Origin of the sequence: Pseudomonas kilonensis (assembly GCF_001269885.1) — a bacterium.
In the GTDB taxonomy this organism is placed as follows: domain Bacteria; phylum Pseudomonadota; class Gammaproteobacteria; order Pseudomonadales; family Pseudomonadaceae; genus Aquipseudomonas; species Aquipseudomonas kilonensis.
In genome coordinates, this window is the sequence record NZ_LHVH01000016.1 from 14,349 (window position 1) to 41,218 (window position 26,870).

22 protein-coding genes are annotated in these 26,870 nt (G+C 62.3%); 8 read left to right on the forward strand and 14 right to left on the reverse strand.

Annotated elements, in window-relative coordinates:
* Positions 1-17: 17 nt before the first annotated feature.
* Positions 18-1,208, reverse strand: a complete 1,191-nt coding sequence (gene pobA, locus AD662_RS06035; RefSeq protein ID WP_053186039.1) for a 4-hydroxybenzoate 3-monooxygenase — start codon at positions 1,206-1,208, stop codon at positions 18-20.
* A gap of 175 nt (positions 1,209-1,383) precedes the next feature.
* Here pobA and AD662_RS06040 point away from each other — a divergent pair, with 175 nt between their 5' ends.
* Positions 1,384-2,277 carry a helix-turn-helix domain-containing protein gene (locus AD662_RS06040; protein ID WP_024619171.1) on the forward strand — a complete coding sequence of 298 codons (894 nt, stop codon included), beginning with the start codon at positions 1,384-1,386 and terminating at the stop codon, positions 2,275-2,277.
* Positions 2,278-2,284: 7 nt separating this feature from the next.
* Here the strand turns inward: AD662_RS06040 and AD662_RS29490 are convergent, their stop codons facing one another.
* From AD662_RS29490 to arcD (AD662_RS06065), 6 genes are all read right to left on the reverse strand, one after another.
* Positions 2,285-2,461, reverse strand: coding sequence for a hypothetical protein (locus AD662_RS29490; protein WP_162843733.1), 177 nt, complete (start codon positions 2,459-2,461; stop codon positions 2,285-2,287).
* A 339-nt stretch (positions 2,462-2,800) separates the two neighbouring features.
* Entirely contained in the window at positions 2,801-3,160 is a 360-nt protein-coding gene (locus tag AD662_RS06045; protein WP_018610734.1) for a DUF5064 family protein, read from the reverse strand.
* A gap of 65 nt (positions 3,161-3,225) precedes the next feature.
* A complete protein-coding gene (gene arcC, locus AD662_RS06050; RefSeq protein WP_018610732.1) occupies positions 3,226-4,155 on the reverse strand; it encodes a carbamate kinase in 930 nt (309 codons plus the stop codon).
* A 248-nt stretch (positions 4,156-4,403) separates the two neighbouring features.
* Positions 4,404-5,414: an ornithine carbamoyltransferase gene (locus tag AD662_RS06055; RefSeq protein ID WP_014336901.1), complete on the reverse strand. Its 1,011-nt coding sequence runs from the start codon at positions 5,412-5,414 to the stop codon at positions 4,404-4,406.
* Between the two features lie 84 nt (positions 5,415-5,498).
* Positions 5,499-6,755 (reverse strand): arginine deiminase, encoded by a 1,257-nt coding sequence (gene arcA / locus AD662_RS06060; RefSeq protein ID WP_014336902.1) that lies wholly within the window; start codon positions 6,753-6,755, stop codon positions 5,499-5,501.
* 31 nt (positions 6,756-6,786) lie between these two features.
* Positions 6,787-8,214, reverse strand: a complete 1,428-nt coding sequence (gene arcD, locus AD662_RS06065) for an arginine-ornithine antiporter (protein ID WP_053186042.1) — start codon at positions 8,212-8,214, stop codon at positions 6,787-6,789.
* A gap of 397 nt (positions 8,215-8,611) precedes the next feature.
* Between arcD (AD662_RS06065) and arcD (AD662_RS06070) the strand changes: the two genes are divergently transcribed.
* On the forward strand, positions 8,612-10,039 hold the full coding sequence (gene arcD, locus AD662_RS06070; RefSeq protein WP_018610725.1) for an arginine-ornithine antiporter: 1,428 nt from the start codon (positions 8,612-8,614) through the stop codon (positions 10,037-10,039).
* Positions 10,040-10,215: 176 nt separating this feature from the next.
* Here arcD (AD662_RS06070) and AD662_RS06075 read toward each other — a convergent pair whose 3' ends face one another.
* From AD662_RS06075 to gap, 7 genes are all read right to left on the reverse strand, one after another.
* The gene (locus tag AD662_RS06075; RefSeq protein ID WP_053186045.1) at positions 10,216-11,562 is read right to left on the reverse strand and encodes a CoA transferase; all 1,347 of its coding nucleotides are present in this window, start codon (positions 11,560-11,562) and stop codon (positions 10,216-10,218) included.
* Positions 11,563-11,596: 34 nt separating this feature from the next.
* The gene (locus AD662_RS06080; RefSeq protein WP_053186048.1) at positions 11,597-12,037 is read right to left on the reverse strand and encodes a YbaN family protein; all 441 of its coding nucleotides are present in this window, start codon (positions 12,035-12,037) and stop codon (positions 11,597-11,599) included.
* 133 nt (positions 12,038-12,170) lie between these two features.
* On the reverse strand, positions 12,171-12,761 hold the full coding sequence (locus AD662_RS06085) for a biliverdin-producing heme oxygenase (RefSeq protein WP_053186051.1): 591 nt from the start codon (positions 12,759-12,761) through the stop codon (positions 12,171-12,173).
* Between the two features lie 169 nt (positions 12,762-12,930).
* Complete coding sequence (locus AD662_RS06090; protein WP_053186053.1) at positions 12,931-15,525, reverse strand: TonB-dependent receptor; 2,595 nt, start codon at positions 15,523-15,525, stop codon at positions 12,931-12,933.
* Positions 15,526-15,644: 119 nt separating this feature from the next.
* On the reverse strand, positions 15,645-16,607 hold the full coding sequence (locus AD662_RS06095; protein ID WP_033062801.1) for a FecR family protein: 963 nt from the start codon (positions 16,605-16,607) through the stop codon (positions 15,645-15,647).
* A gap of 98 nt (positions 16,608-16,705) precedes the next feature.
* The gene (locus AD662_RS06100) at positions 16,706-17,227 is read right to left on the reverse strand and encodes an RNA polymerase sigma factor (RefSeq protein WP_018611039.1); all 522 of its coding nucleotides are present in this window, start codon (positions 17,225-17,227) and stop codon (positions 16,706-16,708) included.
* A gap of 278 nt (positions 17,228-17,505) precedes the next feature.
* A complete protein-coding gene (gap, locus tag AD662_RS06105) occupies positions 17,506-18,507 on the reverse strand; it encodes a type I glyceraldehyde-3-phosphate dehydrogenase (protein WP_003198523.1) in 1,002 nt (333 codons plus the stop codon).
* A gap of 232 nt (positions 18,508-18,739) precedes the next feature.
* Here gap and edd point away from each other — a divergent pair, with 232 nt between their 5' ends.
* From edd to AD662_RS06135, 6 genes are all read left to right on the forward strand, one after another.
* Positions 18,740-20,566: a phosphogluconate dehydratase gene (gene edd / locus AD662_RS06110; RefSeq protein ID WP_018611036.1), complete on the forward strand. Its 1,827-nt coding sequence runs from the start codon at positions 18,740-18,742 to the stop codon at positions 20,564-20,566.
* A complete protein-coding gene (locus AD662_RS06115) occupies positions 20,563-21,513 on the forward strand; it encodes a glucokinase (RefSeq protein ID WP_018611034.1) in 951 nt (316 codons plus the stop codon). Before edd ends, AD662_RS06115 begins: the two co-directional genes overlap by 4 nt.
* Before the next feature lie 168 nt (positions 21,514-21,681).
* On the forward strand, positions 21,682-22,413 hold the full coding sequence (locus AD662_RS06120; protein ID WP_003184616.1) for a response regulator: 732 nt from the start codon (positions 21,682-21,684) through the stop codon (positions 22,411-22,413).
* Positions 22,403-23,872 (forward strand): ATP-binding protein, encoded by a 1,470-nt coding sequence (locus tag AD662_RS06125; protein ID WP_018611031.1) that lies wholly within the window; start codon positions 22,403-22,405, stop codon positions 23,870-23,872. The genes AD662_RS06120 and AD662_RS06125 overlap by 11 nt, the downstream gene beginning before the upstream one ends.
* A 237-nt stretch (positions 23,873-24,109) precedes the next feature.
* Complete coding sequence (locus AD662_RS06130; RefSeq protein ID WP_053178356.1) at positions 24,110-25,369, forward strand: D-mannose isomerase; 1,260 nt, start codon at positions 24,110-24,112, stop codon at positions 25,367-25,369.
* 116 nt (positions 25,370-25,485) lie between these two features.
* Positions 25,486-26,787, forward strand: a complete 1,302-nt coding sequence (locus tag AD662_RS06135) for an ABC transporter substrate-binding protein (protein WP_024616917.1) — start codon at positions 25,486-25,488, stop codon at positions 26,785-26,787.
* Positions 26,788-26,870 lie beyond the last annotated feature (83 nt).

Below are 26,870 nucleotides of genomic sequence, written 5' to 3' on the forward strand. Positions count from 1 at the left end.
TTTAAGTCGATAGGCGGCTACTCGATAGCCTCGTAAGGAAGCCCGACGTAATTTTCCGCAATGGTTTTCCGGCCGGCCTCGGAGTCGACGAAATATTCCAGCTCGGCTTCGCTGATGCGCTGGTTGAAGGCATCGTCGTCGAAGCGGTGCAGCATCGAGGTCATCCACCAGGAGAACCGTTCGGCTTTCCAGACGCGCCGCAGGCAGATGGCCGAATACTTCTCCAGCAGATCCACACGGCCGTCGCGATAGACCTTGAGCAGGATGTTGAACAGCGTGCTGACATCGCTGGCCGCCAGGTTCAGCCCCTTGGCGCCGGTGGGCGGAACGATGTGCGCCGCATCGCCCACCAGGAACATCCGCCCATACTGCATCGGCTCGACCACGAAGCTGCGCAGCGGGGCGATGCTTTTCTCGATGGACGGGCCGGTCACCAGGGCTTCGGCCAGGTCGGCGGGCAGGCGGTTTTTCAGTTCATCCCAGAAGCGCTCGTCCGGCCAGTCGGCCACTTGTTCCTCGGCGGGCACTTGCAGGTAATAACGGGTGCGGGTCTTGGAGCGCATGCTGCACAAGGCAAAACCGCGTGCGTGGCGCGCGTAGACCAGTTCTTCGTGGACCGGCGGGGTGTCGGCCAGCACGCCGAGCCAGCCAAACGGGTAGACCCGTTCGAAGACCTTGAGTTTTTCCGCAGGAATGGACTGTCGCGCCACACCGTGGAAACCGTCGCAACCGGCAATGTAGTCGCAGTCCAGGCGCCAGGTTTCCCCTTCATGCTCGAAGGTCACGAAAGGGTTTTCGGTTTGCATGTCGTGGGGTTGAGCATTGCTGGCCAGGTACAGGGTCCGGGCGCCGGCGGCTTCGCGGGCGGCCATCAAGTCACGGGTCACCTCGGTCTGGCCGTAGACCATGACATTTTTACCACCGGTCAGGCCCTTGAGGTCGATGTGCACCCGCCGATCGTTGAGCACCAGTTCAAAACCGTCATGGGGCAGGCCTTCGGCGTCCATGCGCTGGCCAACGCCGGCCTGGCGCAGCAGTTCGACCATGCCTTGCTCCAGCACACCGGCGCGGATGCGGCTCAGGACGTATTCCGGGGTCTGGCGTTCGAGGATGACAGTGTCGATCCCGGCGTTGTGCAGTAACTGGCCGAGCAGCAAGCCAGAGGGGCCGGCACCGATAATAGCGACTTGGGTCTTGAGGGTTTTCATTGTTCTTATGACTCGCACGAAGCACGCGACCAGGGTCGGTGTTGATTATTAGAAATCGAGTGCCTACATTTTTCGCTTGCGGAGCTGTCAATTGAAGGGGAAAACTGAGCTGATACCTGTTCTTTTCGCCAATTGGTGCGATTATCGCCCGCAACCCCAGGCCCGGATCCACGTTATGAAAAAACCTGACCTGCCTTCGATCCCGGTGTTCAAGCTCTACGGTGAGAGCCAGGAATGGCCGACGCCGGACCTGTTGCACTGCGAGACCATCTCCAAGCGCAGCCGCGAGCATCAATGGGAAATCAAACCCCATCGGCATGCCGATCTGTGCCAGCTGTTGTTTGTCTTCAAGGGCCAGGCGGAACTGGAAATCGAGGGCCGGCGCACGCAACTCACTGAACCGGCCGTGCAGATCCTGCCGCCGCTGTCGGTCCATGGCTTTCGTTTTTCCGAGGATGTGGAAGGTTACGTGGTGACCCTGGCGGCGCCGCTGGTCACGCACCTGCAAGCGCAACTGGGGCATTCGGTCAACGTCCTGGCCCAGGCCGAAAGCTACCCCGCCCTGGAGAATGCCGAGTACCTCAACAGCCTGTTCAGCGCCCTGCAGAATGAGTACGTGGGGCATCAACCGGCGCGGGAAATGCTGATGCACGCGCTGGTCAGCGTGATCATGGTCTGGGTCAGCCGCCAGGTGATGCAGCGCCACACCCAGGCCCAGCGCCCGCAACGGGCTCGGGAATACCTCAACGGGTTCATTCAGTTGGTGGAAGAAACCTATCGCGAGCACGTCAAGGTCGAGGACCTGGCCCATCGCCTGGGCATTTCCGTGTCGCACCTCAACGGCACCTGTCGGGAACTGGCGGGGCAACCGGCGTTGCAGATCATGCATGAGCGCCAGTTGCTGGAAGCCAAGCGCCTGCTGACCTACACCGGCATGACCATCTACGAGATTTCCGAAATGCTCGGGTTTTCCGACCCGACCAACTTCACCCGGCTGTTCCGCCGGCGCGTCGGCATCTCGCCCAAGGCGTTCCGGGACCGGCTCAAGACCGATCAACAGGACGACTGACCACGCCTCAGCGCAGGGCGTTCAGGGTCGCACTGTGGGGGATGCACCGTTCGAAGTTGCAACTGGCGTATTCACGGGGCAGTTGCCGGGCCTGCTCGACCCGATAGGCCGCAGTGCCATACAGCGCTAGCGTGGCGGCGCAGGTGACAAAAATGGCGAGGCGTCTTCTTGTTTTAATGTTCATGGCGGTGACCTCTGAACGAATACCCGGGGGTACTACTTTCAGAATAGGTCAGCCGTGGCGAGTTGCCAGCCTGGCAGGCTTTGTGTGTAACCTGATATTCAGAACACTGATATTCCCCTGTTGGTGGGAGCAGACCTGTGGGAGCAAGGCCTGTGGGAACTGATCTGTGGGAGCTGATCTGTGGGAGCAAGGCCTGTGGGAACTGATCTGTGGGAGCAAGGCTTGCCCGCGATGGCATCGCCTCGATCCATCAGCTACACCGAGGTGCCTGCATCGCGGGCAAGCCTTGCTCCCACAGGTCTTGCTCCCACAGGGTATAGGGGTGGGCTTTTAACCGGGTTATTCCAGGTGCTCCGGCTTCATCGGATCGCCTGGCTTGACGTCCAGTTGCTTGCGCACGTCTTCGAACATTTCGTCGTAGTACTTGTGCATCGAGCCGATGCTGGCGGTCTTGGGCAAGCCGTATTTCTGGGCGATGCGCGTGGCATGGCGGGCGAAGTCGAAGGCCTGGTCCTTGGCCAGGAAGAACGTCTCGTCCAGGGTCTTGTCCTCGATGGTGCCATGCACCCGGAACGACATGCCCGTGCCCTCCTTGCCGTCCTGATCGACCTTGTAGTCGATGCACAGGTTGTAGCTGAAATCGTCCTTGTTCAGCGCATGGCGCTCCATGTGCAGGTGTCCGGGTTCGAACATGGCCATAAGCAACTCTCCTTAGAAGGCATGGGGAGTAGGGCAGACCCTGGATCTGCCCTGCAAGTTTCCTGTTATCGATAAGTAATGCCGGGTGTCGCCGTGCTGATGCGGGTGCCGGCCTTGCCCTGGACGATCGCATCGATGTCCGAGAGTGAACCGATCACCGCGACCTTGCCAGTGTTGCGCGCGAATTCGCAGGCCGCCTGGACCTTCGGCCCCATGGAACCGGCGGCGAAGCCGAGCTTTTCCATGTCGTCGGGGTGGGCCTGGGCAATGGCTTTCTGGGTCGGCTTGCCGAAGTCGATGAACGCGGCGTTGACGTCGGTGGCGATCACCAGCAGATCGCTTTCCAGCTGTTCGGCCAGCAGCGCCGAGCACAGGTCCTTGTCGATCACCGCTTCCACGCCTTGCAGCTTGCCGTCGGCGTCGTACATCGTCGGGATGCCCCCGCCGCCGGCGCAAATCACGATGCTGCCCTTTTCCAGCAGCCATTTGATCGGGCGGATTTCAAAGATGCGCTTGGGCCTGGGGCTTGCGACCACGCGACGGAACTTGTCGCCGTCCGGGGCGATGGCCCAGCCTTTTTCGGCGGCCAGTTTCTGCGCCTCTTCCTGGCTGTAGACCGGGCCAATGGGCTTGGTGGGTTTTTGGAAGGCCGGGTCGTTGGCGTCCACTTCAACCTGGGTCAGCAGCGTGGCGAAGGGGACTTCGAAGTCCAGCAGATTGCCCAGTTCCTGTTCGATGATGTAGCCGATCATGCCTTCGGTTTCGGCGCCGAGCACGTCCAGCGGATACGGCGCGACCGAGGTGTAGGCCGCCGCCTGCAACGACAGCAGGCCGACCTGCGGGCCGTTGCCGTGGGCGATCACCAGTTGATTGCCTGGGTGGATTTTCGCGATCTGTTCGGTCGCGGTGCGGATGTTGATGCGTTGATTGTCTGCGGTCATGGGTTCACCCCGACGCAGGAGGGCGTTACCGCCCAGGGCAACGACGATACGCATGGTGCTGTCCTTTCAAAAATGGAACGAACAATGCTGTTCCCTTGTGGAAGCTTGCCTGTGGGAGCAAGACCTGTGAGAGCTGACCTGTGGGAGCTGATCTGTGGGAGCAAGGCTTGCCCGCGATGCAGGCACCTCGGTGTAGCTGATGGATCGAGGCGATGCCATCGCGGGCAAGCCTTGCTCCCACAGGTCAGCTCTCACAGGTCTTGCTCCCACAGACCTTGCTCCCACAGTTCTGCTCCGAGGTCCTAGATATCCGCCAACGCCGACACCAGGATCGCCTTGATGGTGTGCATGCGGTTTTCCGCTTGCTCGAAGGCGATGTTGGCCGGCGATTCGAACACTTCTTCGGTCACTTCCACGCCATTGGCCAGGTTCGGATAACGGGCGGCGATGTCCTTGCCGACCTTGGTTTCGCTGTTATGGAACGCCGGCAGGCAGTGCATGAACTTCACCCGCGGGTTGCCCGAGGCTTTCATCATCTGCGCGTTGACCTGGTAGGGCAGCAATTGCTCGATGCGCTCATCCCAGGCTTCCACCGGCTCGCCCATGGACACCCAGATATCGGTGTGGATGAAGTCCACGCCCTTGACGGCTTCCTTCGGGTCTTCGGTGATGGTGAGGCGCGCGCCACTTTCGGCGGCGAAGGCCTGGCATTGGTCGATGAAGTCCTGATGCGGCCACAAGGCTTTCGGCGCGCCGATGCGCACGTCCATGCCCAGTTTGGCGCCGATCATCAGCAGCGAATTACCCATGTTGTAGCGGGCGTCGCCCAGGTAGGCGTAGCTGATGTCATGCAGCGGCTTGTCGCTGTGTTCGCGCATGGTCAGGGTGTCGGCGATCATTTGGGTGGGGTGGAATTCGGCGGTCAGGCCGTTGAACACCGGCACCCCGGCGAACTTGGCCAGTTCCTCGACGATCTCCTGTTCGAAGCCTCGGTATTCGATGGCGTCGAACATCCGCCCCAGGACCCGGGCGGTGTCTTTCATGCTTTCCTTGTGCCCGATCTGCGACGACACCGGGTCGATGTAGGTGACGTGGGCCCCCTGGTCATGGGCCGCGACTTCGAAGGCGCAGCGGGTGCGGGTCGAGGTCTTCTCGAAGATCAGCGCGATGTTCTTGCCCTTGAGGTGCGGCTGTTCGGTGCCGGTGTACTTGGCACGCTTGAGGTCGCGGGACAGGTCCAGCAAAAAGTGCAGCTCGCGGTTGGTGTGGTGCATCAGACTCAGCAGGCTGCGGTTGCGCATGTTGAACGCCATGATGTGGATCTCCTCAGGTGTAGGTTATCCCCGGGGCCGGTCTCTGCCGTGGGATGCAGAGCAGTGCCGGCCCAGGCTCAAAGGTTAGTAATCGATCGGGTCGCGGATGATCGGGCAGGTCATGCAGTGGCCACCGCCCCGGCCCCGGCCCAGTTCACTGGCGCTGATGGTGATGACTTCCACACCGGCCTTGCGCAGCAGGGTGTTGGTGTAGGTGTTGCGGTCGTAGCCGATCACCACGCCCGGCTCTACGGCCACCACGTTGTTGCCGTCGTCCCATTGTTCGCGTTCGGCGGCGAAGCTGTTGCCGCCGGTTTCCACCACCCGCAGTGCCGGCAGCTTGAGGGCCGCGGCCACGGTGTCGAGGAAGCTGCTGTCCTCGCGGCGAACGTCGATGCCGCCGGGCTTGCTTTCGTCAGGGCGCAGGGAGAAGGCGACGATCTGGCTCACCACTTCCGGGAAAATCGTGACCAGGTCGCGGTCGCAGAAGCTGAACACGGTGTCCAGGTGCATGGCGGCGCGGGATTTCGGCAAGCCGGCGACGATCACCCGCTCCACGGCTTTGTTCTTGAACAGGTTCAGCGCCAGTTGGCCGATGGCCTGGCGGGACGAACGTTCGCCCATGCCGATCAGCACCACGCCGTTGCCAATGGGCATCACGTCGCCGCCTTCGAGGGTGGCGTTGCCGTGATCCTGGTCCGGGTCGCCGTACCAGATCTGGAAGTCAGCCTGGGTGAACTCGGGGTGGAATTTGTAGATGGCGCTGGCCAGCAGGGTTTCCTGGCGGCGCGCCGGCCAATACATCGGGTTCAGGGTCACGCCGCCGTAGATCCAGCAGGTGGTGTCGCGGGTGAACTGGGTGTTGGGCAGCGGCGGCAGGATGAAGCTGGAGTGCCCGAGGAAATCGCGGAACATCTGGATGGTCTTGCCACCGAAGCTGTCCGGCAGGTCGTCGGCCGAGACGCCGCCGATCAGGAATTCGGCGATATGGCGCGGCTCCAGGCTGCGCAGCCACGAACCGACTTCATTCACCAGGCCCAGGCCCACCGAGTTGGCGGTGATCTTGCGCTGCAGGATCCAGTCCAGGGCTTCGGGGATGGCGACGATGTCGGTCAGCAGGTTGTGCATTTCCAGCACGTCGATGTCGCGCTCGCGCATCTTGGTGACGAAGTCGAAATGATCGCGCTTGGCCTGGTTGACCCAGATCACATCGTCGAACAGCAGCTCGTCGCAGTTGTTCGGGGTCAGCCGCTGGTGGGCCAGGCCTGGGGAACACACCATGACTTTACGTAATTTACCGGCTTCGGAATGAACGCCGTATTTCACTTTTTCCGTGGTCATTACAAATCCTCCCGTTAGAACAATCAGCCAACTACAAGGTCAGGAAGCCGTCGTAGAGCCCATAGGCCGCCACCAGGGCGCCTGCGACCACTGCGGCGAAAATCAGCTTCTCGACAGAGGTGAAAATCGGTTTGCCCAGCTCGCGCTTGGCCTTGGCGAACAGGATCGCGCCGGGGGCATAGAGCAGGGCGGAGAGCAGCAGGTACTTGATCCCGCCGGCATACAGCAGCCACACCGCATAGATCAGGGCGATGGCGCCGATGGCCAGGTCCTTGCGGCGCTCGGCCGCGAAGCCTTCGTAGGTCTCGCCGCGCACCGCCAGCAACACTGCGTAGGCCGCCGACCACAGGTACGGCACCAGGATCATCGAGGTGGCGAGGTAGATCAGTGACAGGTAAGTGCTGGCCGAAAACAGGGTGATGACCAGAAACACCTGGACCATCGCGTTGGTCAGCCACAGGGCGTTGGCCGGTACGTGGTTGGCGTTCTCCCGGCGCAGGAACTCGGGCATGGTGTGGTCTTTGGCGGCGGCGAACATGATCTCGGCGCACAGCAATACCCAGGACAGCAGGGCGCCGAGCAGCGAGATGATCAGGCCGACGCTGATCAGCACCGCGCCCCAGTGCCCCACGACATGCTCCAGCACGGCGGCCATGGACGGGTTCTGCAACTTCGCCAGTTCAGGCTGGGTCATGATGCCCAGGGACAACACGTTCACCAGTACCAGGAACAGCAGCACGGTGATGAAACCGATGACGGTGGCCTTGCCCACGTCGCTGCGTTTCTCGGCGCGGGCGGAAAAAATACTCGCGCCCTCGATGCCGATGAACACCCACACGGTGACCAGCATCATCTTGCGCACCTGGTTCATCACGCTGCCCAGGTCCGGGTTCATCGTGCCCCAGATGTCCCGGGTGAAGATCTCGAGCTTGAAGGCGAACACCGCGATCAACACGAACAGCACCAGCGGCACGACCTTGGCGACGGTGGTCACCAGGTTGATGAACGCGGCTTCCTTGATGCCGCGCAGCACCAGCCAATGCACCGCCCACAACAACACCGAGGCGCCAATCACCGCAGCTACGGTGTTGCCTTCACCAAAAATCGGGAAAAAGTAGCCCAAGGTGCTGAACAACAATACGAAGTAGCCGACGTTGCCCAGCCAGGCGCTGATCCAGTAGCCCCAGGCGGATGAGAAACCCATGTAGTCGCCAAACCCGGCCTTGGCGTAGGCATACACACCGCCATCCAGATCGGGTTTGCGGTTGGCCAGGGTCTGGAACACAAAGGCCAGGGTCAGCATGCCGACGGCGGTAATCGCCCAGCCGATCAGCACGGCACCGACATCGGCACTGGCCGCCATGTTTTGTGGCAAGGAAAAGATTCCCCCGCCGATCATTGAGCCGACCACCAGTGCAACCAGCGCACCCAATCGAAGTTTTCCGGGGGTATCAGACATTTGCGAGACTCCAGTGCAGGAGAAGAGAGTCAACAGACTAAGTCGATTTGAAAGTTGAATATCTGATCTGGATCAGTGCATGACAACATTCCATTGTTAATGAAGGAGTTAACACCGTCCGTTGGCGTCTTGAAGTTGCTCGAAAGGCCCGCTTCAGGGCCTTTGGCAAAGGGTTTGTGAAGGTTTTCTTGCCGCAGGACTATTCACGCTAGTTGATTTCCGTTGGGTCGCAACTATTTTGTAGGCTGCGTTCGTGACAATAATAATAGGTGAGGCATGGTCTTTTTAATTAGGGCCATTGGAGAATGGCCGAGTCATAAGGCTTTGGACTTTGTATGGGTGACGTTATTCAAAAACGTTATGTCGCTTTATTTACTTAATTTAATAGTGAGCAAAAATGCCGCAGCCGATTGAAAAGTTGCCACTGGGCGCACTGATCGCGCTGGTGGTGGGGTCAATGATCGGTGGCGGGATTTTTTCCCTGCCGCAAAACATGGCGGCTCGGGCCGATGTTGGTGCGGTGCTGATCGGCTGGGCCATCACCGCCGTCGGCATGCTGACCCTGGCCTTCGTGTTCCAGACCCTGGCCAATCGCAAGCCGGAATTGGACTCGGGCGTGTACGCCTATGCCAAGGCCGGGTTTGGTGACTACATGGGTTTCTCGTCTGCCTGGGGCTACTGGATCAGCGCCTGGATGGGCAATGTCGGTTACTTCGTGCTGCTGTTCAGCACCTTGGGCTACTTCTTTCCGGTGTTCGGCCAAGGCAACACGCCGGTGGCCATCGGCTGTGCGTCGTTGTTGCTGTGGGCGGTGCATTTCCTGGTGTTGCGCGGGATCAAGGAGGCGGCGTTCATCAACCTGGTGACCACCGTGGCCAAGGTCGTGCCGCTGTTGATGTTCGTGGTCATGGCCGCCGTGGCCTTCAAGGCCGAGATTTTCACCCGCGATATCTGGGGCGCGATGAGTCCGGACCTGGGCAGTGTGATGGACCAGGTGCGGCACATGATGCTGGTGACGGTGTTCGTGTTTATCGGCATCGAAGGCGCCAGCGTCTATTCGGCACGGGCAGAACGACGTGCGGACGTAGGGCGTGCGACGGTGATCGGCTTCCTCGGGGTATTGGCGCTGCTGGTGCTGGTGAATGTGTTGTCCCTGGGGGTCATGAGCCAGCCGGAACTGGCGCAGTTGCAGAACCCATCCCTGGCCGGCGTCCTGGAGCACATTGTCGGGCCTTGGGGCGCGTTGCTGATCAGCCTGGGGTTGGCGGTTTCACTGTTGGGAGCCTTGCTGTCCTGGGCGCTGTTGTGCGCTGAAATCCTCTACGCCACCGCCCGGGACAAGACCATGCCGGCGTTCCTGACCAAGGAAAATGCCAACCATGCGCCGGTCAACGCGCTGTGGTTGACCAATGGCATGATCCAACTGTTTTTGCTGATCACTCTGTTTTCCGCAGGCACCTACACCAGCCTGATCTACCTCGCCTCGTCGATGATCCTGGTGCCGTACCTGTGGTCGGCGGCCTATGCGGTGCTGCTTTGCGCCCGGGGGGAAACCTACGAACAGGGCTCGGCCCGGCGGATGAAAGACCTGTGCATCGGTGGCGTCGCGCTGTGCTACGCGGTGTGGCTGCTGTATGCCGGTGGCGTGAAATACCTGCTGTTGTCGGCGCTGTTGTATGCACCCGGGGTGATCCTGTTTGCCCAGGCCAAGCGGGAACAGGGACAGCCCTTGTTCACCCACGTGGAAAAGGGGATTTTTGCTTGCGTGATGTCAGGGGCGGGCGTCGCGGCGTATGGGTTGTACAGTGGGTTTTTGGCGTTGTGAGGCGAAGGTCACCTTTTTTGGGGGAGTTGAAGGGGGTCTGTGGGAGCAAGGCTTGCCCGCGATGCAAACACCTCGGTGTAGCTGATAGACCGAGGCGATGCCATCGCGGGCAAGCCTTGCTCCCACATAAATCCCCTCGCCACAATGAACTGTCGTCGACACACAGGCATGGGCCATCACCACCGTGCCCGATGCGCGCCCAGTTCCGCCGCCGGCAAGCTCCATTGCAGTGGCGTCCCGGTGATTTTCACGGGCACCTGCAGGCGATGGGCCGGTCCCCACGGGGTCTGTTCGACCACCAGGCCCTGATCATCCTCGGCTTCGGCCCGCAATGGGGTCGAGTCCCCGGCGCCACGTTCGATCAACAGCTTTGCCGTGCGTGCCAGTGACATGCGTGCCGAGCCGCCGTGACCGCTTGCCAGGCGTCGGGACAATAGCACCAGGGCGCTGGCCGCCAGCAGATAGCCGGTGCCGTGATCCAGCGCTTGCACCGGCAGCGGTGTCGGTTTGTCGGTGTGTTTCCAGCCCATGCCGGCTTCGGCAATGCCGCTGCTCATCTGCACCAGGCTGTCGAAGCCGCGCCGGTTCTGCCACGGGCCGCTCCAGCCGTAGGCATTGAGGCTGACGTCGATCAGGCCCGGGGCCATCTGCCGGCGCTGCTCGGCGCCGTAGCCCAGGCGCTCCAGGGCGTCGGCACGGTAGCCGTGCAAGAGGATGTCGGTGTCCTTGAGCAGTGCCTCGAATGCCGCGCGATCGTCGGCTCGATGCAAGTCGAGGCGGGCGCAGCGTTTGCCCAGGGTGACTTCCGGCACCACGCCGGGTTCGTTCCAGGTCGGCGGGTCGATGCGCAGCACCTCGGCCCCCAGACCAGCGAGGAAGCGGCTGGCGACGGGGCCGGCCAGCACGCGGGTCAGGTCCAGCACCTTGAGGCCCGCCAGTGGCTGGGTCGCGGAGCCGAGCCAGGGTTTGCGCTGCTCTCCAGGCGTTTCACTCAGGTGCACCAGCGGCTCGGCATTGACTGCCAGGCCTTGGGGGTGGGTTTGCCAGGCCTGCCACGAACGCATCTCGGCGGCGCACCCGCCGGCGTCGACCACGGCCTGCTCCAGCTCGGCCTTGTTCCATCGGGCCACCCTGGCCGCCATGTCGGCGCGGTCGGTGCAGGTGCCGAGGACTTTTTCCGCCGCAAGGCGATGATGCGGTGCGTTGGTGTGCAGGCGAATCCAGCCGTCGGCGCTGGCGTAGTCGCCGGCCACCGGGTCCCACATCGGCGGCACGCTCCAGCCGATGGGGCGCAGGGAGGTGGAGAACCAGAACGACGCCAGGCGCCGGTCGACTTCGACGGGTGGCAGGCGGCCGGTTTGCTGGTGGATGAGCTCGGCGGTGGCTTGGCCGGCTGCGGCGATGCTGGCGCTGGCCAGCGCCGTGACGGCGAATGCCGAGGGCAGCGCGCCTTCGCCGCCGAAGGTGATTGGGGTCGTGGGCAAGCCGAGTGCGGTTTGCATGGACGTGAGCAGATCTGACATCGAAAGCCCTCCAGTACGAGAGGGCGATCATAGTTCAAAAATCCGTTGGGGGCCGTTTTGCGGCCCAGCGGGAGCAAGCGCCCTCGCCACAAGAGCCTTGCACCTGTTCCGGGCGCGACCAGATCCACAGGTTGCCCAGGCCCATGCCGGCGAGCGCGAGGTAAACCGGCCAGGCGTGGTCGAGCAGCACCAGCATCAAGCCTGCGCAGAGCAGCATGCTGGTGGTGGCACCGACCTTGGCCCGGCGCGGGATGACCTTGCCGTTGCGCCAGTTGTGCAGCATCGGCCCGAACAACCGATGGTTCTCCAGCCAGGCGCTCAGGCGCGGCGAACTGCGGGTAGCGGCCCAGGCGGCCAACAGGATGAACTCGGTGGTCGGCAGGCCGGGCACGACGATGGCGATCAAGCCGATGGCCAGGCTGGTGTAGGCGAGCAGGGCGAAGAGCAGTTGGGTGATTTTCGAGGGGCGGTTCATCAGTGTTTTTCAGTCATGCACAATCTCTGTGGGAGCGGGCTTGCTCGCGAAGGCGGTGTATCAGTTAACGATTATGTTGGCTGACACACCGCCTTCGCGAGCAAGCCCGCTCCCACAGGGACGGTGGTGTGAATCAGGCCAACTCGGCCGCATAGGCCTGTTCCAACAGCACCGTAAAGCGGTTGAAGGCGTCCAGCGCGCCTTTGTCCGCCTCGGCTTCCTGCTGTTCGGTAAAGGCCAGGCCGTCGAGGGTGCGGGTGAAGGATTTCCAACCTTCGGCGCGCCCACCGGCAGGTTCTGCCAGGTGCCGGGCGCCGAAGGTTTCGCTCAACCCCAGGCCCACGGCGCGCTTGATCAGGAACGCGGCGCCGAGCTTGGAGCCCTCGGAGACGAACAGCCAGCCCAAGGCCTCAGCCTGGGGCGGGTTGTTCACCGCACCGGCCACCGGCGCGGGAACTTCGGTGTCCAGGTCGGCGAGATCCGCCTTGGCTGCTTCTGCCCGGCACCGGTCCGGAAGGTCGGGGATCAGGGCGGACAGTTCGGCGTCGTTGTACAGCGCCACCAGTTCCGACTGGAACAGGTACTGGGCAACGACGAAACGGGCGAAGCTGGCCGGGGTTTCGAACGGGGCGTGGGCCTTGACCAGCGCGTCGAGCCGGCTGTGGGGCTCGTGGGTGATCTGGTTCAGGCGTTGGGAGCGAGAAGTGGGGCGTTGTGTGGTCATGAACAATTCCTTCGAGTTGGAACAGTGTGGCAAGGGGCTGTGGGAGCAAAGCTTGCTCGCGAAACAGGCGCCTCGATCTCTGAAAGACCGCATCGCCTTCATCGCGGGCAAGCCTTGCTCCCACATGACTCTCCTCGTCACGGGTATTTGTTTGGCCTGGGCAACCGAGTCAGATATCCCAGATCAGGTTCACCGCGAAGTTACGCCCGGGCGCCGTCAGGCGATCGAGGTTGGCGGGGCTCAGCACCGCCGCCTCGCCGACGCTGTCGTAGCCGCGCACGTCATCCCAGAGCCAGTACTGCTTGTCGGTGAGGTTGTAGAGGCCGCCGCTGACGGTGACGTCGTCGGTCACCTTGTAGAAACCGCTCAGGTCGAGGATGCCGAAGCCTGGCGTCTTGAACTGGCTGCTCACGCCATCGGGCGAGTTGAAGTTGCTGTCGTCGACGCGGTCCTTTTTCTTGACCAGGGTCCAACTGAGCAAGGTGCCGTAGCGGTCCTGGTCGTAGCCCAGGCCGAATACGCCGGTCAGCGGGTTGACGCTGTTGAGCGGCTCGCCAGTGTCGTCGTTGCGACCGTACGCGTAGGCCACCGAGCCTTGGGTGTACAAGCCCTTCGGTGCACCAAACACGTCCAGGTCCAGGCGTCCCTTGACTTCGGCGCCCTTGATGGTGGCGTGCTTGATGTTGTTGCTCTGGAAGGTCAACTGGTCGGCGCCGGGGGTGATGGCGTCCTCGTTGATGAAGTCGCGGTACTTGTTGTAGAACACCGCCACGTCGAACGAACCGGAATCGAAACGACCGCGCAGGCCGGTCTCGTAGCTCTTGCTTTTTTCCGGCTCCAGATCGGGGTTGGGTTCTACGCTGTAGCCGACGTCGGGGTTGTCGAAACGACCGTACAGGGCCTTGGCGGTCGGTGTGCGGAAACCTTCGGCGTACTGGCCGTACCCGGTGTACTCATCGCTCAAGGCATAGGTCAGGCCGAACTTCGGTGAGACGCGATGCCAGGTCTTGTTCTTGTCGCTGACTGTACCGCCGCCGGTAGGGTCTACGGTGTTGAGGAACTCCTCGGTCAGGTGCGGCTTGAGCCGGGTGTAGTCGTAGCGCAGGCCTGGCGTGAAGGTCCAGCGGTCCCAACTGATCTGGTCCTGGGCGAACAGGCTGTAGGTGTTGATGGTCGGGTCCGGGAAGTCACTGACCTTTTCCAGGACGTCCCGGGTACTGATGGCACCCACGGCGGAGCAACCCACGCCGACCGCCAGGCACACGCCATTGCCGCTGCGCGAGCCGGTGACTTTCTGCTGCTTGAGGGTGGTGCCGTAAGTCAGCGCGTGATCGGTGTCGGCGACGCGGAAGGCCTTGTCCAGTTGCGCGTCGAAGACCCACTGTTTCTCTTCGTAGAGGGTCTCCCGGGTGCGCAGGACCTGGCGGGTGATGGGGAAGTAGAACTCGGCGGTGCTCTCATCGGTCTTGGCGACCTGGTGATTCAGGCTCCACTTGACGTGATCGGCCAGCAGGCTGTCGAGGGCGAAACTGTGCTCCAGGCCGAAACGCTCGCGGGTGATGGTGTCGTTGCCGGTGCGCCACTGGTACATGCCGCCGGGCAGCACAAAGTTCGGGATCGCCGGCTGGCCGTTGGAGTAGGGGCCGCCATAGGCGCTTTTCAGGTCGGTGTCGCGGTCGTCCTTGTATTTCTCGTAGACCAGGCCAAGGCGTGCGTCGTCGCTGTAGTTCCAGCCGAGCTTGGCTAGCACGTTGTTGGCGCGCACGTCTTCCGGGTTGGCCGCGGTGCGGTCCAGGCCGGTGCCGTTGTGGCTGCCGTAGGATTCGGTTTCATGACCGTCGCGTTGGCTGTAGTGCAACAGGCCGTCGAACTGCCCGCTGCGACCGGCGACGGTGGCGGACTTGAGCCAGCTCTCGTCGGCGGAGCTGTAGCCGGTCTTCAGGCGGGCGCCAACGTCCTCGCCCGGCTTGATGATGTCGTCCGGATCCAGAGTGAAGTAGCTGACGGCACCGCCAATGGCATTGCTGCCGTACAGCACCGAGGCCGGACCGCGGAGGATTTCCACGCGCTTGATGATTTCCGGGTCGACGTAGTTGCGCTGGGTCTTGGCGTAAGGCCCGTTGAAGAAGCCGCCGGGAATTTCCACACCGTCGACCTGGGTCAGGATCCGGTTGCCGTCGATGCCGCGGATGTTGTAGCCGCTGATACCGCCGCGCTGGCCCGCGCCGCCCACCGATACGCCCGGCTCATAGCGCACCAGGTCCTTGAGGGTATTGACGTTGTTGCGGTCCAGTTCCTGGCGGTCGTGGACCGTGACCGTACTCGGTACGCTGGTGATGTCCTGTTCCTGGCGGGTGGCGCTGATGGTCACCTGTTGCAACTCCAGCGCGCTGCCGGCACTGCGTTTTTCCAGGACGATGCTGTTGTCGCCCAGCTTGCGGTAGCTCAGGTTGGTCCCCACCAACAGGCGCTCCAGGGCTTTTTCAGGTGACAGCGAGCCGTTCACCCCTGGCGAGGCGACGCCTGCGGCCAGTTCCGCGGGCATCCCGACCTGCCAGCCGGTGACCGCGGTGAATGCATTCAGCGCCGAGACCAGTGGCTGCCGGGCGATGGCAAAGCTGTAGTCGCCCATGTTGCGTGCAGCGGGTTGCACGGTGGTGGCGGCCAGGGCGAGCGGCGCGGTGCCGGCCATCAGAAGGGCGGCGGTGAGCAGTGACAGCGTGCAAGAGGGGGCAAGAAACCGGCAAGTAAGGCGAGAGGACATCGATAGCGCTCCGTGTCGCATCTGTTATAGGTGCAGATTCACATCGATGGATGCGAATCAATTGCATTGGCTATAACGAGACGAATCAGCGGAGCCTATCGAGTAAAAATAATTCTCATTTAGTTCAGGATCACCAGCGCCGGGAACTCCTGAAGCCGCGCCGAGGTGATATGGGCCAGCGAACGGACCACGTCCAGCGGCTGGTCGAGGCGGTAATTGCCAGTCACAGCTACGTTGGCCAATTGTTCGTTACTGTTGATGATCCAGCCGGGGTAATAGCGTCGCAGCTCGGCCAGTACCTGGCTCAGTGGCCGGTTTTCGAACACCAGCCGACCCTGGACCCAGGCCAGGTCCGTGTTGGCCTCGAGCCGGGCCGGGCGGTCGAAGCCGTTGGGGCCGATGCGGATGCTTTCGCCGGCCGACAGCCGCACATGGGCGTCGTTGCGGGTGGCCCGCAGGTCCACGTCGCCGCGCTGCACCTGGACTTGCGCCACGCCGTCGAGGTAACGCACGGCGAATGTGGTGTCGCTGACGCTGGCCGTGACCGGGCCGGCATCGATTTCCAGCGGCAGGTTACGGTTGCCCGGGACTTCGAAAAATGCCTCGCCCTTGTACAGGCGCGCGACATGCCGTTGTTCGTTGAACGTGCTGGATAAGGCCGAGTCGGTGTTGAGCAGGACTTTGGAGCCGTCCTCCAACTGCAGGCGCTGGCGCTCACCGACCACGGTCAGGTGGTCGGCCTGCAAGCGCAGGGGCAGGTCGCTGAAATTGAACAGGCCGAGAAACAGCACGGCGGCGGTGGCCAGGGGTTTCCAGTGGGCGCGCAGGCGCGACAGCGCGGTGACCTTGGGCGCGGCTGCAAGTTGGCGGGCACTTTCCATCACCTGCGGGCCGTTCCAGATCGCCTGGGCCCGGGCGAACGCCTCGCCGTGGCGTGGATCGGCTGCCAGCCAGGCGTCGAACTGCCGCGTCTGTTCCTCGCTGGGGTTGTCCAGCCGGATCAGCCAGTCCAGCGCCTGCTCCATGGCATGGGTGGTTTCCTGCGTCGCAGTGGGCTCGGCAGAGCGGTGATTGTCCGTCACAGTGGGTTCTCGGTATTAGCGGCACGGGCTCAAGCTACAAGCTGTACGCAGCAAGTGGCAAGCGTGTACGCAGCTTATGGCCTGAAGCGTGAGGCGGGTCACTGCTCGCCGTGGCTACGTTCAGCCACACCCACACAGATCGCCATGATCAGTTTCAGTTCCTTTTGCACGGTGCTCAGGGACACGCCCAGGCGTTCGGCGATTTGCTGGTAACTGTGGCCATGCAGGCGGCTGAGAATGAAGATCTGTTGCTGTCGCGAACTCAGGGCCTGGAGGCTGACGTTCAGGCGCTCAAGCAGTTGTTGGGCATGGGCGGCGTCCTCGGCACTGCTCTGGGGGGCGACGACGTTGTGGACGACCTCCGGCGGTACGTCATCGAGCAAGGTCCGCGACTGGATGCGCCGGGCACGCAGATGGTCCAGCGCCAGGTTGCGGGCGGTCTGGAAAACAAAGGGCTCGAGGTGTTCGACCGTGCGTTCGCCCAAAGCGCGGGTGACGCGCAGGTAGGTTTCCTGAAGCAGGTCTTCGGCGGTACTGGGGTTGCTGACCATGCGCTCGAGGGTGCGCAGCAGCGGCGTGCGCTGGGCGAGGAAGACGAGATGAAAGCGCGATTGACTCACGGTAGGGCCCGATCCGGTTCGAGTAGATGATAATGCTTATCATCTACTCGGCAGGTCAAGCCTTCATTTCATCACGCCGAGCCCATGTGAGGAGCGCAAACCTGTGGGGAGCGAACCTGTGGGAGCAAAGCTTGCTCGCGATGACATCGTCATATGCAGCACCTGTGCTGGCTTTGAAATCGCTATCGCGAGCAAGCTTTGCTCCCACAGGTTTGCTCCCACTGGCCTGCTCCCAAGGTTTGCTCTTACAGGCTCGCTCCACATTGGCCAGCAGTCAGTTACTCGGCGTTACACAACGCCAGGCAGTTATCCAGCATGCGGTTGGAGAAGCCCCATTCGTTGTCATACCAGGCCAGTACCTTGAGCAGCTTGCCGCTGGCCTTGGTGTGGTTGGCGTCGAAGATCGACGACAGCGGATTGTGGTTGAAGTCACTGGAGACCAGCGGCAGGGTGTTGTAGCCGAGGATCTTCGAATGCTGGCTGGCATGGCGCAGCAGTTCGTTGACTTCTTCGGCCGACGCTTCGCGCTTGAGTTGCACGGTCAGGTCGACCAGGGACACGTTGATCACCGGTACGCGCACTGCCATGCCGGTCAGCTTGCCGGCCAGTTCCGGCAGCACCAGGCCCACCGCTTCGGCGGCGCCGGTCTTGCTCGGGATCATGTTCTGGGTGGCCGAACGGGCGCGGTACGGGTCGCTGTGGTAGACGTCGGTCAGGTTCTGGTCGTTGGTGTAGGCATGGATGGTGGTCATCAGGCCGCTTTCGATGCCCAGCTCGCGGTGCAGCACCTGGGCCACCGGGGCCAGGCAGTTGGTGGTGCACGAAGCGTTGGAGATGATCTGGTGGGACTGGCGCAGGATATCGTGGTTCACACCATACACGACGGTAGCATCGGCACCTTTGGCCGGGGCCGAGATGATCACCTTGCGGGCGCCGGCGCTGATATGCGCGGCGGCCTTGGAGCGATCGGTGAACAGGCCGGTGCATTCGAACACGACGTCGATTTTTTCAGCCGCCCAAGGCAGTTCGGCCGGGTTGCGGATGGCGCTGACCGAGATGCGGTCGCCATTGACCGTCAGGCTTTCGTGGTCGTGCTGCACATCGGCATCGAACGTGCCGTGGACGGTGTCGAACTTGAGCAGATGAGCATTGATTGCACTGTCACCCAGGTCGTTGATGGCGACGATCTGCAGGTCGCGGCGATAGCCTTGGGTATACAGTGCACGGAGGACGTTGCGGCCGATGCGGCCAAAACCATTAATTGCGATTCGAAGAGTCATTAACTGCGCCGCCGTCGATTTGTTGTTGGAATTACAAGATTATTCGCATAAAAATAGAAAACAAGCCTTTTTAGTGGCAATATTTTGTTTTATCTACAACGAGTGACCTGAATCAACTGGTCCGAATGGTCAAGAAACCGTCTGTCGCCTCGCCTTTTACACAGCGTGCAGCGGGCTTTTGACCAGCATAGACAATCAGGTCGCCACACCCCGTTAGCCTGGAGTTCTACACATGCATCCCCGCGTTCTTGAGGTCACCGAACGGCTTATCGCCCGCAGCCGCGCCACGCGTCAGGCTTACCTTGCATTGATCCACGGTGCAGCCAGCGACGGGCCGATGCGCGGCAAGCTGCAGTGCGCCAACTTCGCTCACGGCGTGGCTGGCTGCGGCACCGAAGACAAGCATCACCTGCGGATGATGAACGCCGCCAACATCGCCATCGTGTCGTCCTATAACGACATGCTCTCGGCCCACCAGCCCTACGAAACCTTCCCGGAACAGATCAAGAAAGCCCTGCGCGAGATCGGCTCGGTCGGCCAGTTCGCCGGTGGCACGCCCGCGATGTGCGACGGCGTGACCCAGGGCGAGGCGGGGATGGAACTGAGCCTGCCGAGCCGCGAAGTGATCGCGCTCTCCACGGCGGTGGCGCTGTCCCACAACATGTTTGACGGCGCACTGATGCTCGGCATCTGCGACAAGATCGTCCCGGGTCTGATGATGGGCGCGCTGCGCTTTGGTCACTTGCCGACGATCTTCGTGCCAGGCGGGCCGATGGTCTCGGGCATTTCCAACAAGGAAAAAGCCGACGTGCGCCAGCGCTACGCCGAAGGCAAGGCCACCCGCGAAGAGCTGCTGGAATCGGAGATGAAGTCCTACCACAGCCCTGGCACTTGCACCTTCTACGGCACCGCCAATACCAACCAGTTGTTGATGGAAGTGATGGGCCTGCACTTGCCGGGCGCCTCGTTCGTCAACCCGAACACGCCACTGCGCGATGCCCTGACCCGTGAGGCGGCGTTCCAGGTGACGCGCATGACCAAGCAAAGCGGCAACTTCATGCCCATCGGCGCAATCGTCGACGAACGCTCGCTGGTCAACTCCATCGTCGCGCTGCATGCCACTGGCGGTTCCACCAACCACACCCTGCACATGCCGGCCATCGCCATGGCGGCGGGTATCCAGCTGACCTGGCAGGACATGGCCGACCTCTCCGAGGTGGTGCCGACCCTGAGCCACGTCTACCCGAACGGCAAGGCCGACATCAACCACTTCCAGGCGGCGGGCGGCATGTCGTTCCTGATCCGTGAATTGCTGGAAGCCGGTTTGCTCCACGAAAACGTCAACACCGTGCTCGGCCATGGCCTGAGTCGCTACACCCAGGAACCGTTCCTCGAGGATGGCGAGCTGGTGTGGCGCGACGGCCCGATCGAAAGCCTCGACGAAAACATCCTGCGCCCGGTGGCTCGCGCGTTCTCGCCTGAGGGCGGCCTGCGGGTGATGGAAGGCAACCTGGGCCGTGGCGTGATGAAGGTTTCGGCTGTGGCCCTGGAAAACCAGGTCGTCGAAGCCCCGGCCATGGTCTTCCAGGACCAACAGGACCTGGCGGACGCGTTCAAGGCCGGCCTGCTGGAAAAGGATTTTGTCGCAGTGATGCGCTTCCAGGGCCCGCGCTCCAACGGCATGCCGGAGCTGCACAAGATGACGCCGTTCCTCGGTGTGCTGCAGGACCGTGGCTTCAAAGTGGCGCTGGTGACCGATGGGCGCATGTCCGGCGCGTCGGGAAAAATCCCGGCGGCCATTCATGTCAGCCCCGAAGCTTATGTCGGTGGTGCGTTGGCCCGGGTGCAGGAGGGCGATATCATCCGTGTCGATGGCGTCAAAGGCACCTTGGAATTGAAGGTGGACGCCGAGGAATTCGCCGCGCGCACGCCGGCCAAGGGCCTGTTGGGCAACAACATCGGCACCGGTCGCGAGCTGTTCGGTTTCATGCGCATGGCCTTCAGCTCGGCGGAGCAGGGCGCCAGCGCCTTCACTTCTGCCCTGGAGACGCTTAATTGAAATTGGCTTTGGTCGGTGACATCGGTGGGACCAACGCACGCTTTGCGCTGTGGAAAAACCACACCCTGGAAAACATCCAGGTGCTGGCAACGGCGGATTATGCCTGCCCGGAAGATGCCATCCAGGTGTACCTGAGTGGCCTGGGCCTGAAGCCGGGCGCGATCGGTTCGGTGTGCCTGTCGGTGGCCGGTCCGGTGAGCGGCGATGAGTTTCGCTTTACCAACAATCACTGGCGCCTGAGCAACCTGGCGTTCTGCCAGACCTTGCAGGTGGAGAAGCTGTTGCTGGTCAACGACTTCTCGGCCATGGCCCTGGGCATGACCCGTTTGCGTCCCGATGAATACCGAGTCGTGTGCGAAGGCACCCCGGAGCCGTTGCGCCCGGCAGTGGTGATCGGCCCGGGCACCGGCCTGGGCGTTGGTACGTTGCTGGACCTGGGCGAAGGTCGTTTCGCGGCGTTGCCGGGGGAGGGCGGCCATGTCGACCTGCCCATGAGCAGCCCGCGGGAAACCCAGCTGTGGCAGCACATCTACAACGAAATCGGCCACGTCAGCGCCGAAACCGTCCTGAGTGGCAGCGGTTTGCCTCGGGTGTACCGGGCCATTTGCGCGGTGGACGGCCATGTGCCGGTGCTCGACACCCCCGAATCCATCACCGCCGCCGGCCTGGCCGGCGACCCGATTGCCCTGGAAGTGCTCGAGCAGTTCTGCCGCTGGCTGGGGCGCGTGGCCGGCAACAATGTGTTGACACTGGGCGGGCGCGGTGGTGTTTACATCGTCGGTGGTGTGGTCCCAAGGTTTGCCGATTTCTTCCTCGAAAGTGGTTTCGCTCGCTGCTTCGCCGACAAGGGCTGCATGAGCGATTACTTCAAGGGCATTCCGGTCTGGCTGGTGACCGCGCCGTACTCGGGCCTGATGGGCGCGGGTGTGGCGTTGGAGCAAAGTTAAGACCGCGTCGCTTGCATCGCGGGCAAGCCTTGCTCCCACAAGATGTGCTTGATCTTGCAGGGAGCACTGTGGGAGCAAAGCTTGCTCGCGATAAGGTCCGAACAGGCGATAAAAACTCGATGTCCATCAGGCATAATCGCCCCCATCCAAACAACAAGGACGAGGCCCGTGAGTTCAGTGAACAAATCGATTTTGTTGGTCGACGACGACCAGGAGATTCGCGAACTGCTGGACACCTACCTCAGTCGTGCGGGTTTCCAGGTGCGGACCACACCCGACGGCGCCGGGTTTCGCCAGGCGCTGAACGATGCACCGAGCGACCTGGTGATCCTTGATGTGATGCTGCCTGATGAGGACGGCTTCAGCCTTTGCCGCTGGGTTCGCCAGCACCCGCGCCAGGCCCATGTGCCGATCATCATGCTCACCGCCAGTTCCGACGAGGCCGACCGGGTCATTGGTCTTGAACTGGGCGCCGATGATTACTTGGGCAAGCCTTTCAGCCCACGGGAATTGCAGGCGCGCATCAAGGCGCTGCTGCGTCGGGCGCAATTCGGCCAGGAGCGCTCCGGCGGCGAAGTGCTGGCCTTCGATGAATGGCGGCTGGACATGGTCAGCCATCGGCTGTTTCACACCGACGGTGAAGAAGTGATTCTCTCCGGTGCCGATTTCGCCCTGCTCAAGTTGTTTCTCGATCATCCCCAGGAAATCCTCGACCGCGACACCATTGGCAATGCGACCCGCGGTCGTGAGCTGATGCCCCTGGACCGGATCGTCGACATGGCAGTCAGTCGCTTGCGCCAGCGCCTGCGTGACACCGACAAGCCACCGCGGCTGATTCGCACGGTGCGCGGCAGCGGTTATCAACTGGCGGCCAGTGTGGTTGCCAGCAATGGTCATTGACTGGATCAAAAAAATCGCCCGACGCGTGCCGGTGCCGCGCTCGTTGCTGGGCCGGATGCTGCTGCTGACCTTGCTGGTGGTGTTGTTCGCCCAGACCCTGTCCAGCCTGATCTGGGTCTCGCAACTGCGCGCCACCCAACTCGAAGGCCTGGTCACCAGTGCCCGCAGCCTGGCCCATTCGATGACCGCCAGCGTCAGTTACTTGCGTTCGCTGCCGGTGGCGTACCGGCCATTGGTGCTGGACCAGTTGCGCAGCATGGGCGGTACGCGGTTTGTCGTGACCCTCAACGACAAGCCCCTGGGCATGGACGTGCTGCCGATCACACCGCGAAAACTGGCGGTGCTCAAGGCGGTGGATGATGTGCTGCGCCGTTCATTGGGCAGTAACGCCGACATCTCGGTGAATTTTGTCAGCCCCGACGACCTGCGAATTTTCAACGCCGGGCTCAAGCTCGATGAACTGCCCCGTTCGTGGGCTCACTACGCCTTGACCCTGGAACCGGTGAACCCGCCGGTACTGGTCACGCAAATCCAGATGGCGCCGGGGGAGTGGCTGTACATCGCTTCGCTGTTGCCCGAACCCTACACCAGCCTCGAAGAGCAAGACCTGCCCACGCAACAGGTCGGTTTCATCGTGCTCACCAGCAGCTTGCTGTTGCTGTTCATCGGCTTGCTGGTGCACTGGCAGAGCCGACCGCTCAAGCGTTTGGCCCGGGCCGCGCGGGACATGTCCCTGGGCGCCGAGGTGGAGCCGGTGGCCGAGGGCGGCGGCAGTGAAGTGGTGGAGGTGGGGCGCGCGTTCAATGCCATGCGCGAACGCATCAGCCGTTACCTGACGGAACGCAGCCAGTTGTTCAGCGCGATTTCCCACGACTTGCGCACACCGATTACTCGATTGCGGCTGCGGGTCGAGTTGCTGGAGGACGAAAACCTGCAAGCCAAGTTCGGTCGTGACCTGGATGAGCTGGAACTGCTGGTCAAAGGCGCGCTGCAATGCGTCAAGGACACCGACATCCACGAAAACATCGAGCCGGTGGACCTCAATCATGTGCTCGATTGCCTGGTCGAACCTTACCTGGCGCCCAACGGCAACGGCCGGGTGACCCAGGATGGCCGGGCGCTGGCGCCGTATCCCGGCAAGCCGCTGGCCCTCAAGCGCTGCATCGGCAACCTGATCGACAACGCCTTGAAATACGGGCAGAACGCCCACCTGCACATCGATGACGATGAAACCGCCTTCATCCTGCATGTCGACGACGAAGGCCCCGGCGTGCCGGAACAGCGTCTGGAGCAAGTTTTCGAACCGCACTTTCGCCTCGCCGGGCAACAGCAGGGTTATGGCCTGGGCCTGGGCATCGCCCGCAACATCGCCCACAGCCATGGCGGCGAAGTGAGCTTGCAGAACCTGCGTGAAGGCGGGTTGCGGGTGACGTTGCAGTTGCCTCGCAGTGTGGAGTAGCCAGCCCTGTTGACTGATCGTTCCCACGCTCTGCGTGGGAATGCAGCCCGGGACGCTCTGCGTCCCATCTAAAGCCGAACGCGGAGCGTCCGTTGATGCATTCCCACGCGGAGCGTGGGAACGATCATCAAAGGAAATGTCACAGCTCGGTGACATAACTCGCCCCTTTCGTTACCTGCCCCTCGCCATCCCTTGTTTAGACTCCCTGCGTCAAAACAACAAAAAAGGTACCACCCAATGGACACCTTCCAACCGGCCTTCAGCAGTTGGCTGAATGCCCCTGCCCACCAGCAATGGCTTGCCGACGAAGGCTTGCGGTTGCTGGCGTTCGCCAAGGCGTCGAAGCTGGCGGACGGCTTTGGTAACCTGGACGAGCGCGGCCACCTGCCGGCCGATGCCCGGGCCGAGACCATGAACACCGCGCGCATGACCCACAGCTTCGCCATGGCCCACATCCAGGGCCTGCCGGGGTTTGCCGAGCTGGTGGACCACGGCGTCCAGGCGCTGAGCGGCCCCTTGCGCGACGCCGAGCACGGTGGCTGGTTTGCCACGACGCGGCCTGATGAAGACGGCGCGGGCAAGGCGGCCTACTTGCATGCATTCGTTGCCCTGGCGGCCAGTTCCGCGGTGGTGGCCCAGCGTCCCGGCGCCCAGGCGTTGCTGGACGAAGCGGTGCGGATCATCGATGAGCATTTCTGGAGCGAAGAAGAGGGCGCGCTGCGCGAATCCTTCAACCGCGACTGGAGCGAGGAAGAGGCCTATCGCGGCGCCAACAGCAACATGCACGCCACCGAAGCCTTCCTCGCCCTGGCCGATGCCACCGACGACCCACGCTGGCTGGCTCGCGCCCTGCACATCGTCGAACGGGTGATCCACGGCCATGCCGCCGCCAACGACTACCTGGTGGTGGAGCATTTCGACCGTCACTGGCAGCCGCTGCGCGACTACAACCAGGACAATCCTGCCGATGGTTTCCGACCCTACGGCACCACCCCTGGCCACGGTTTCGAATGGGCGCGACTGCTGCTGCACCTTGAAGCCGCACGGGTCCAGATCGGCATGCTGACCCCGGGTTGGCTGGCCCAGGACGCACAGAAACTCTTCGATCAGAACTGCCGTCACGGCTGGGGCGTCGATGGTGCGCCGGGCATTGTCTACACCCTGGATTGGGACAACCGCGCCGTGGTTCGCCATCGCCTGCACTGGGTCCACGCCGAAGCGGCGGCCGCTGCCAGCGCCTTGCTCAAGCGCACCGACGAGGCGAAGTACGAAGCCTGGTACCGGCGATTCTGGGAGTTCTGTGACAAACATTTCATCGACCGCTGCAACGGCAGCTGGCATCACGAACTCGATCCGCAAAATTGCCCCAGCGCCGATATCTGGCCGGGTAAGCCGGACCTGTATCACGCCTGGCAGGCGGTCCTGATTCCGCGCCTGCCCCTGGCACCGAGCATGGCGTCAGCCCTGGCGCGGTTATCCAGCGCTTCGCCTGTGTAACCATGTCGTGACATTTGCACGTCCCTTCGTTACCTGCGAAGGGATTCCCTCTGATTAGAATCCATGCAGCGCAAGCACCAGACTTGCATGCATAACAACAAGAAAGGTAATTCTAGATGAATGCGATTTCTCGCCTCGCTACTGTCATTTCTCTTGCTTCCCTGCTTCCCGTCGCAGCCTTCCCTGTCACCACCCTTGCCGCCGAATCGAAAGGTTCCGTGGAAGTCGTCCACTGGTGGACGTCGGGTGGCGAAAAAGCCGCGGTCGATGTGCTCAAGGCTCAGGTAGAAAAAGACGGCTTTACCTGGAAGGACGGCGCTGTCGCCGGTGGTGGCGGTTCCACTGCCATGACCGTGCTCAAGAGCCGTGCCGTGGCCGGCAACCCACCGGGCGTCGCCCAGATCAAGGGTCCGGACATCCAGGAATGGGCGTCCACCGGGCTGCTCGACAGCGACGTCCTGAAAGACGTTGCCAAGGCCGAGAAGTGGGACAGCCTGCTCGACAAGAAAGTCTCCGATACCGTGAAGTACGAAGGTGACTACGTCGCCGTGCCGGTGAACATCCACCGCGTCAACTGGCTGTGGATCAACCCGGAAGTCTTCAAGAAAGCCGGCATCGAAAAAGCACCGACCACCCTCGAAGAATTCTACGCCGCCGGCGACAAGCTCAAGGCCGCGGGCTTTATTCCGCTCGCCCACGGTGGCCAGCCTTGGCAGGACAGCACCGTATTCGAAGCCGTGGTGCTCTCGGTCATGGGCGCTGATGGCTACAAGAAAGCCCTGGTCGACCTGGACAGCAAGGCGCTGACCGGTCCGGAAATGGTCAAGGCGCTGACCGAGCTGAAGAGAGTCGCGACCTACATGGACCCCGACGGCAAGGGCCAGGACTGGAACCTGGAAGCAGCCAAGGTCATCAACGGCAAGGCCGGCATGCAGATCATGGGTGACTGGGCCAAGAGCGAGTGGACCGCGGCGAAGAAAGTCGCCGGCAAGGACTACCAGTGCGTGGCCTTCCCGGGCACCGACAAGGCCTTCACCTACAACATCGACTCCCTGGCGGTGTTCAAGCAGAAGGACGCAGGCACTGCGGCTGGCCAGCAGGACATCGCCAAGGTCGTGTTGGGCGAGAACTTCCAGAAAGTCTTCAGCATCAACAAGGGCTCGATCCCGGTTCGTAACGACATGCTCGGCGACATGGCCAAGTACGGTTTCGATTCCTGTGCCCAGACCGCTGCCAAGGACTTCCTGGCGGACGCCAAGTCCGGTGGCCTGCAACCAAGCATGGCGCACAACATGGCGACCACGCTGGCCGTGCAGGGTGCGTTCTTCGATGTGGTGACCAACTACATCAACGACCCGAAAGCCGACCCTGCCGATGCCGCCAAGAAACTCGGCGCAGCGGTTCAGTCAGCGAAGTAATCAGCGCCGCTTCCCTTGTGGGAGCGAGCCTGTGGGAGCAAAGCTTGCTCGCGATGAACGATAACGCGGTCATTGGAAAGACC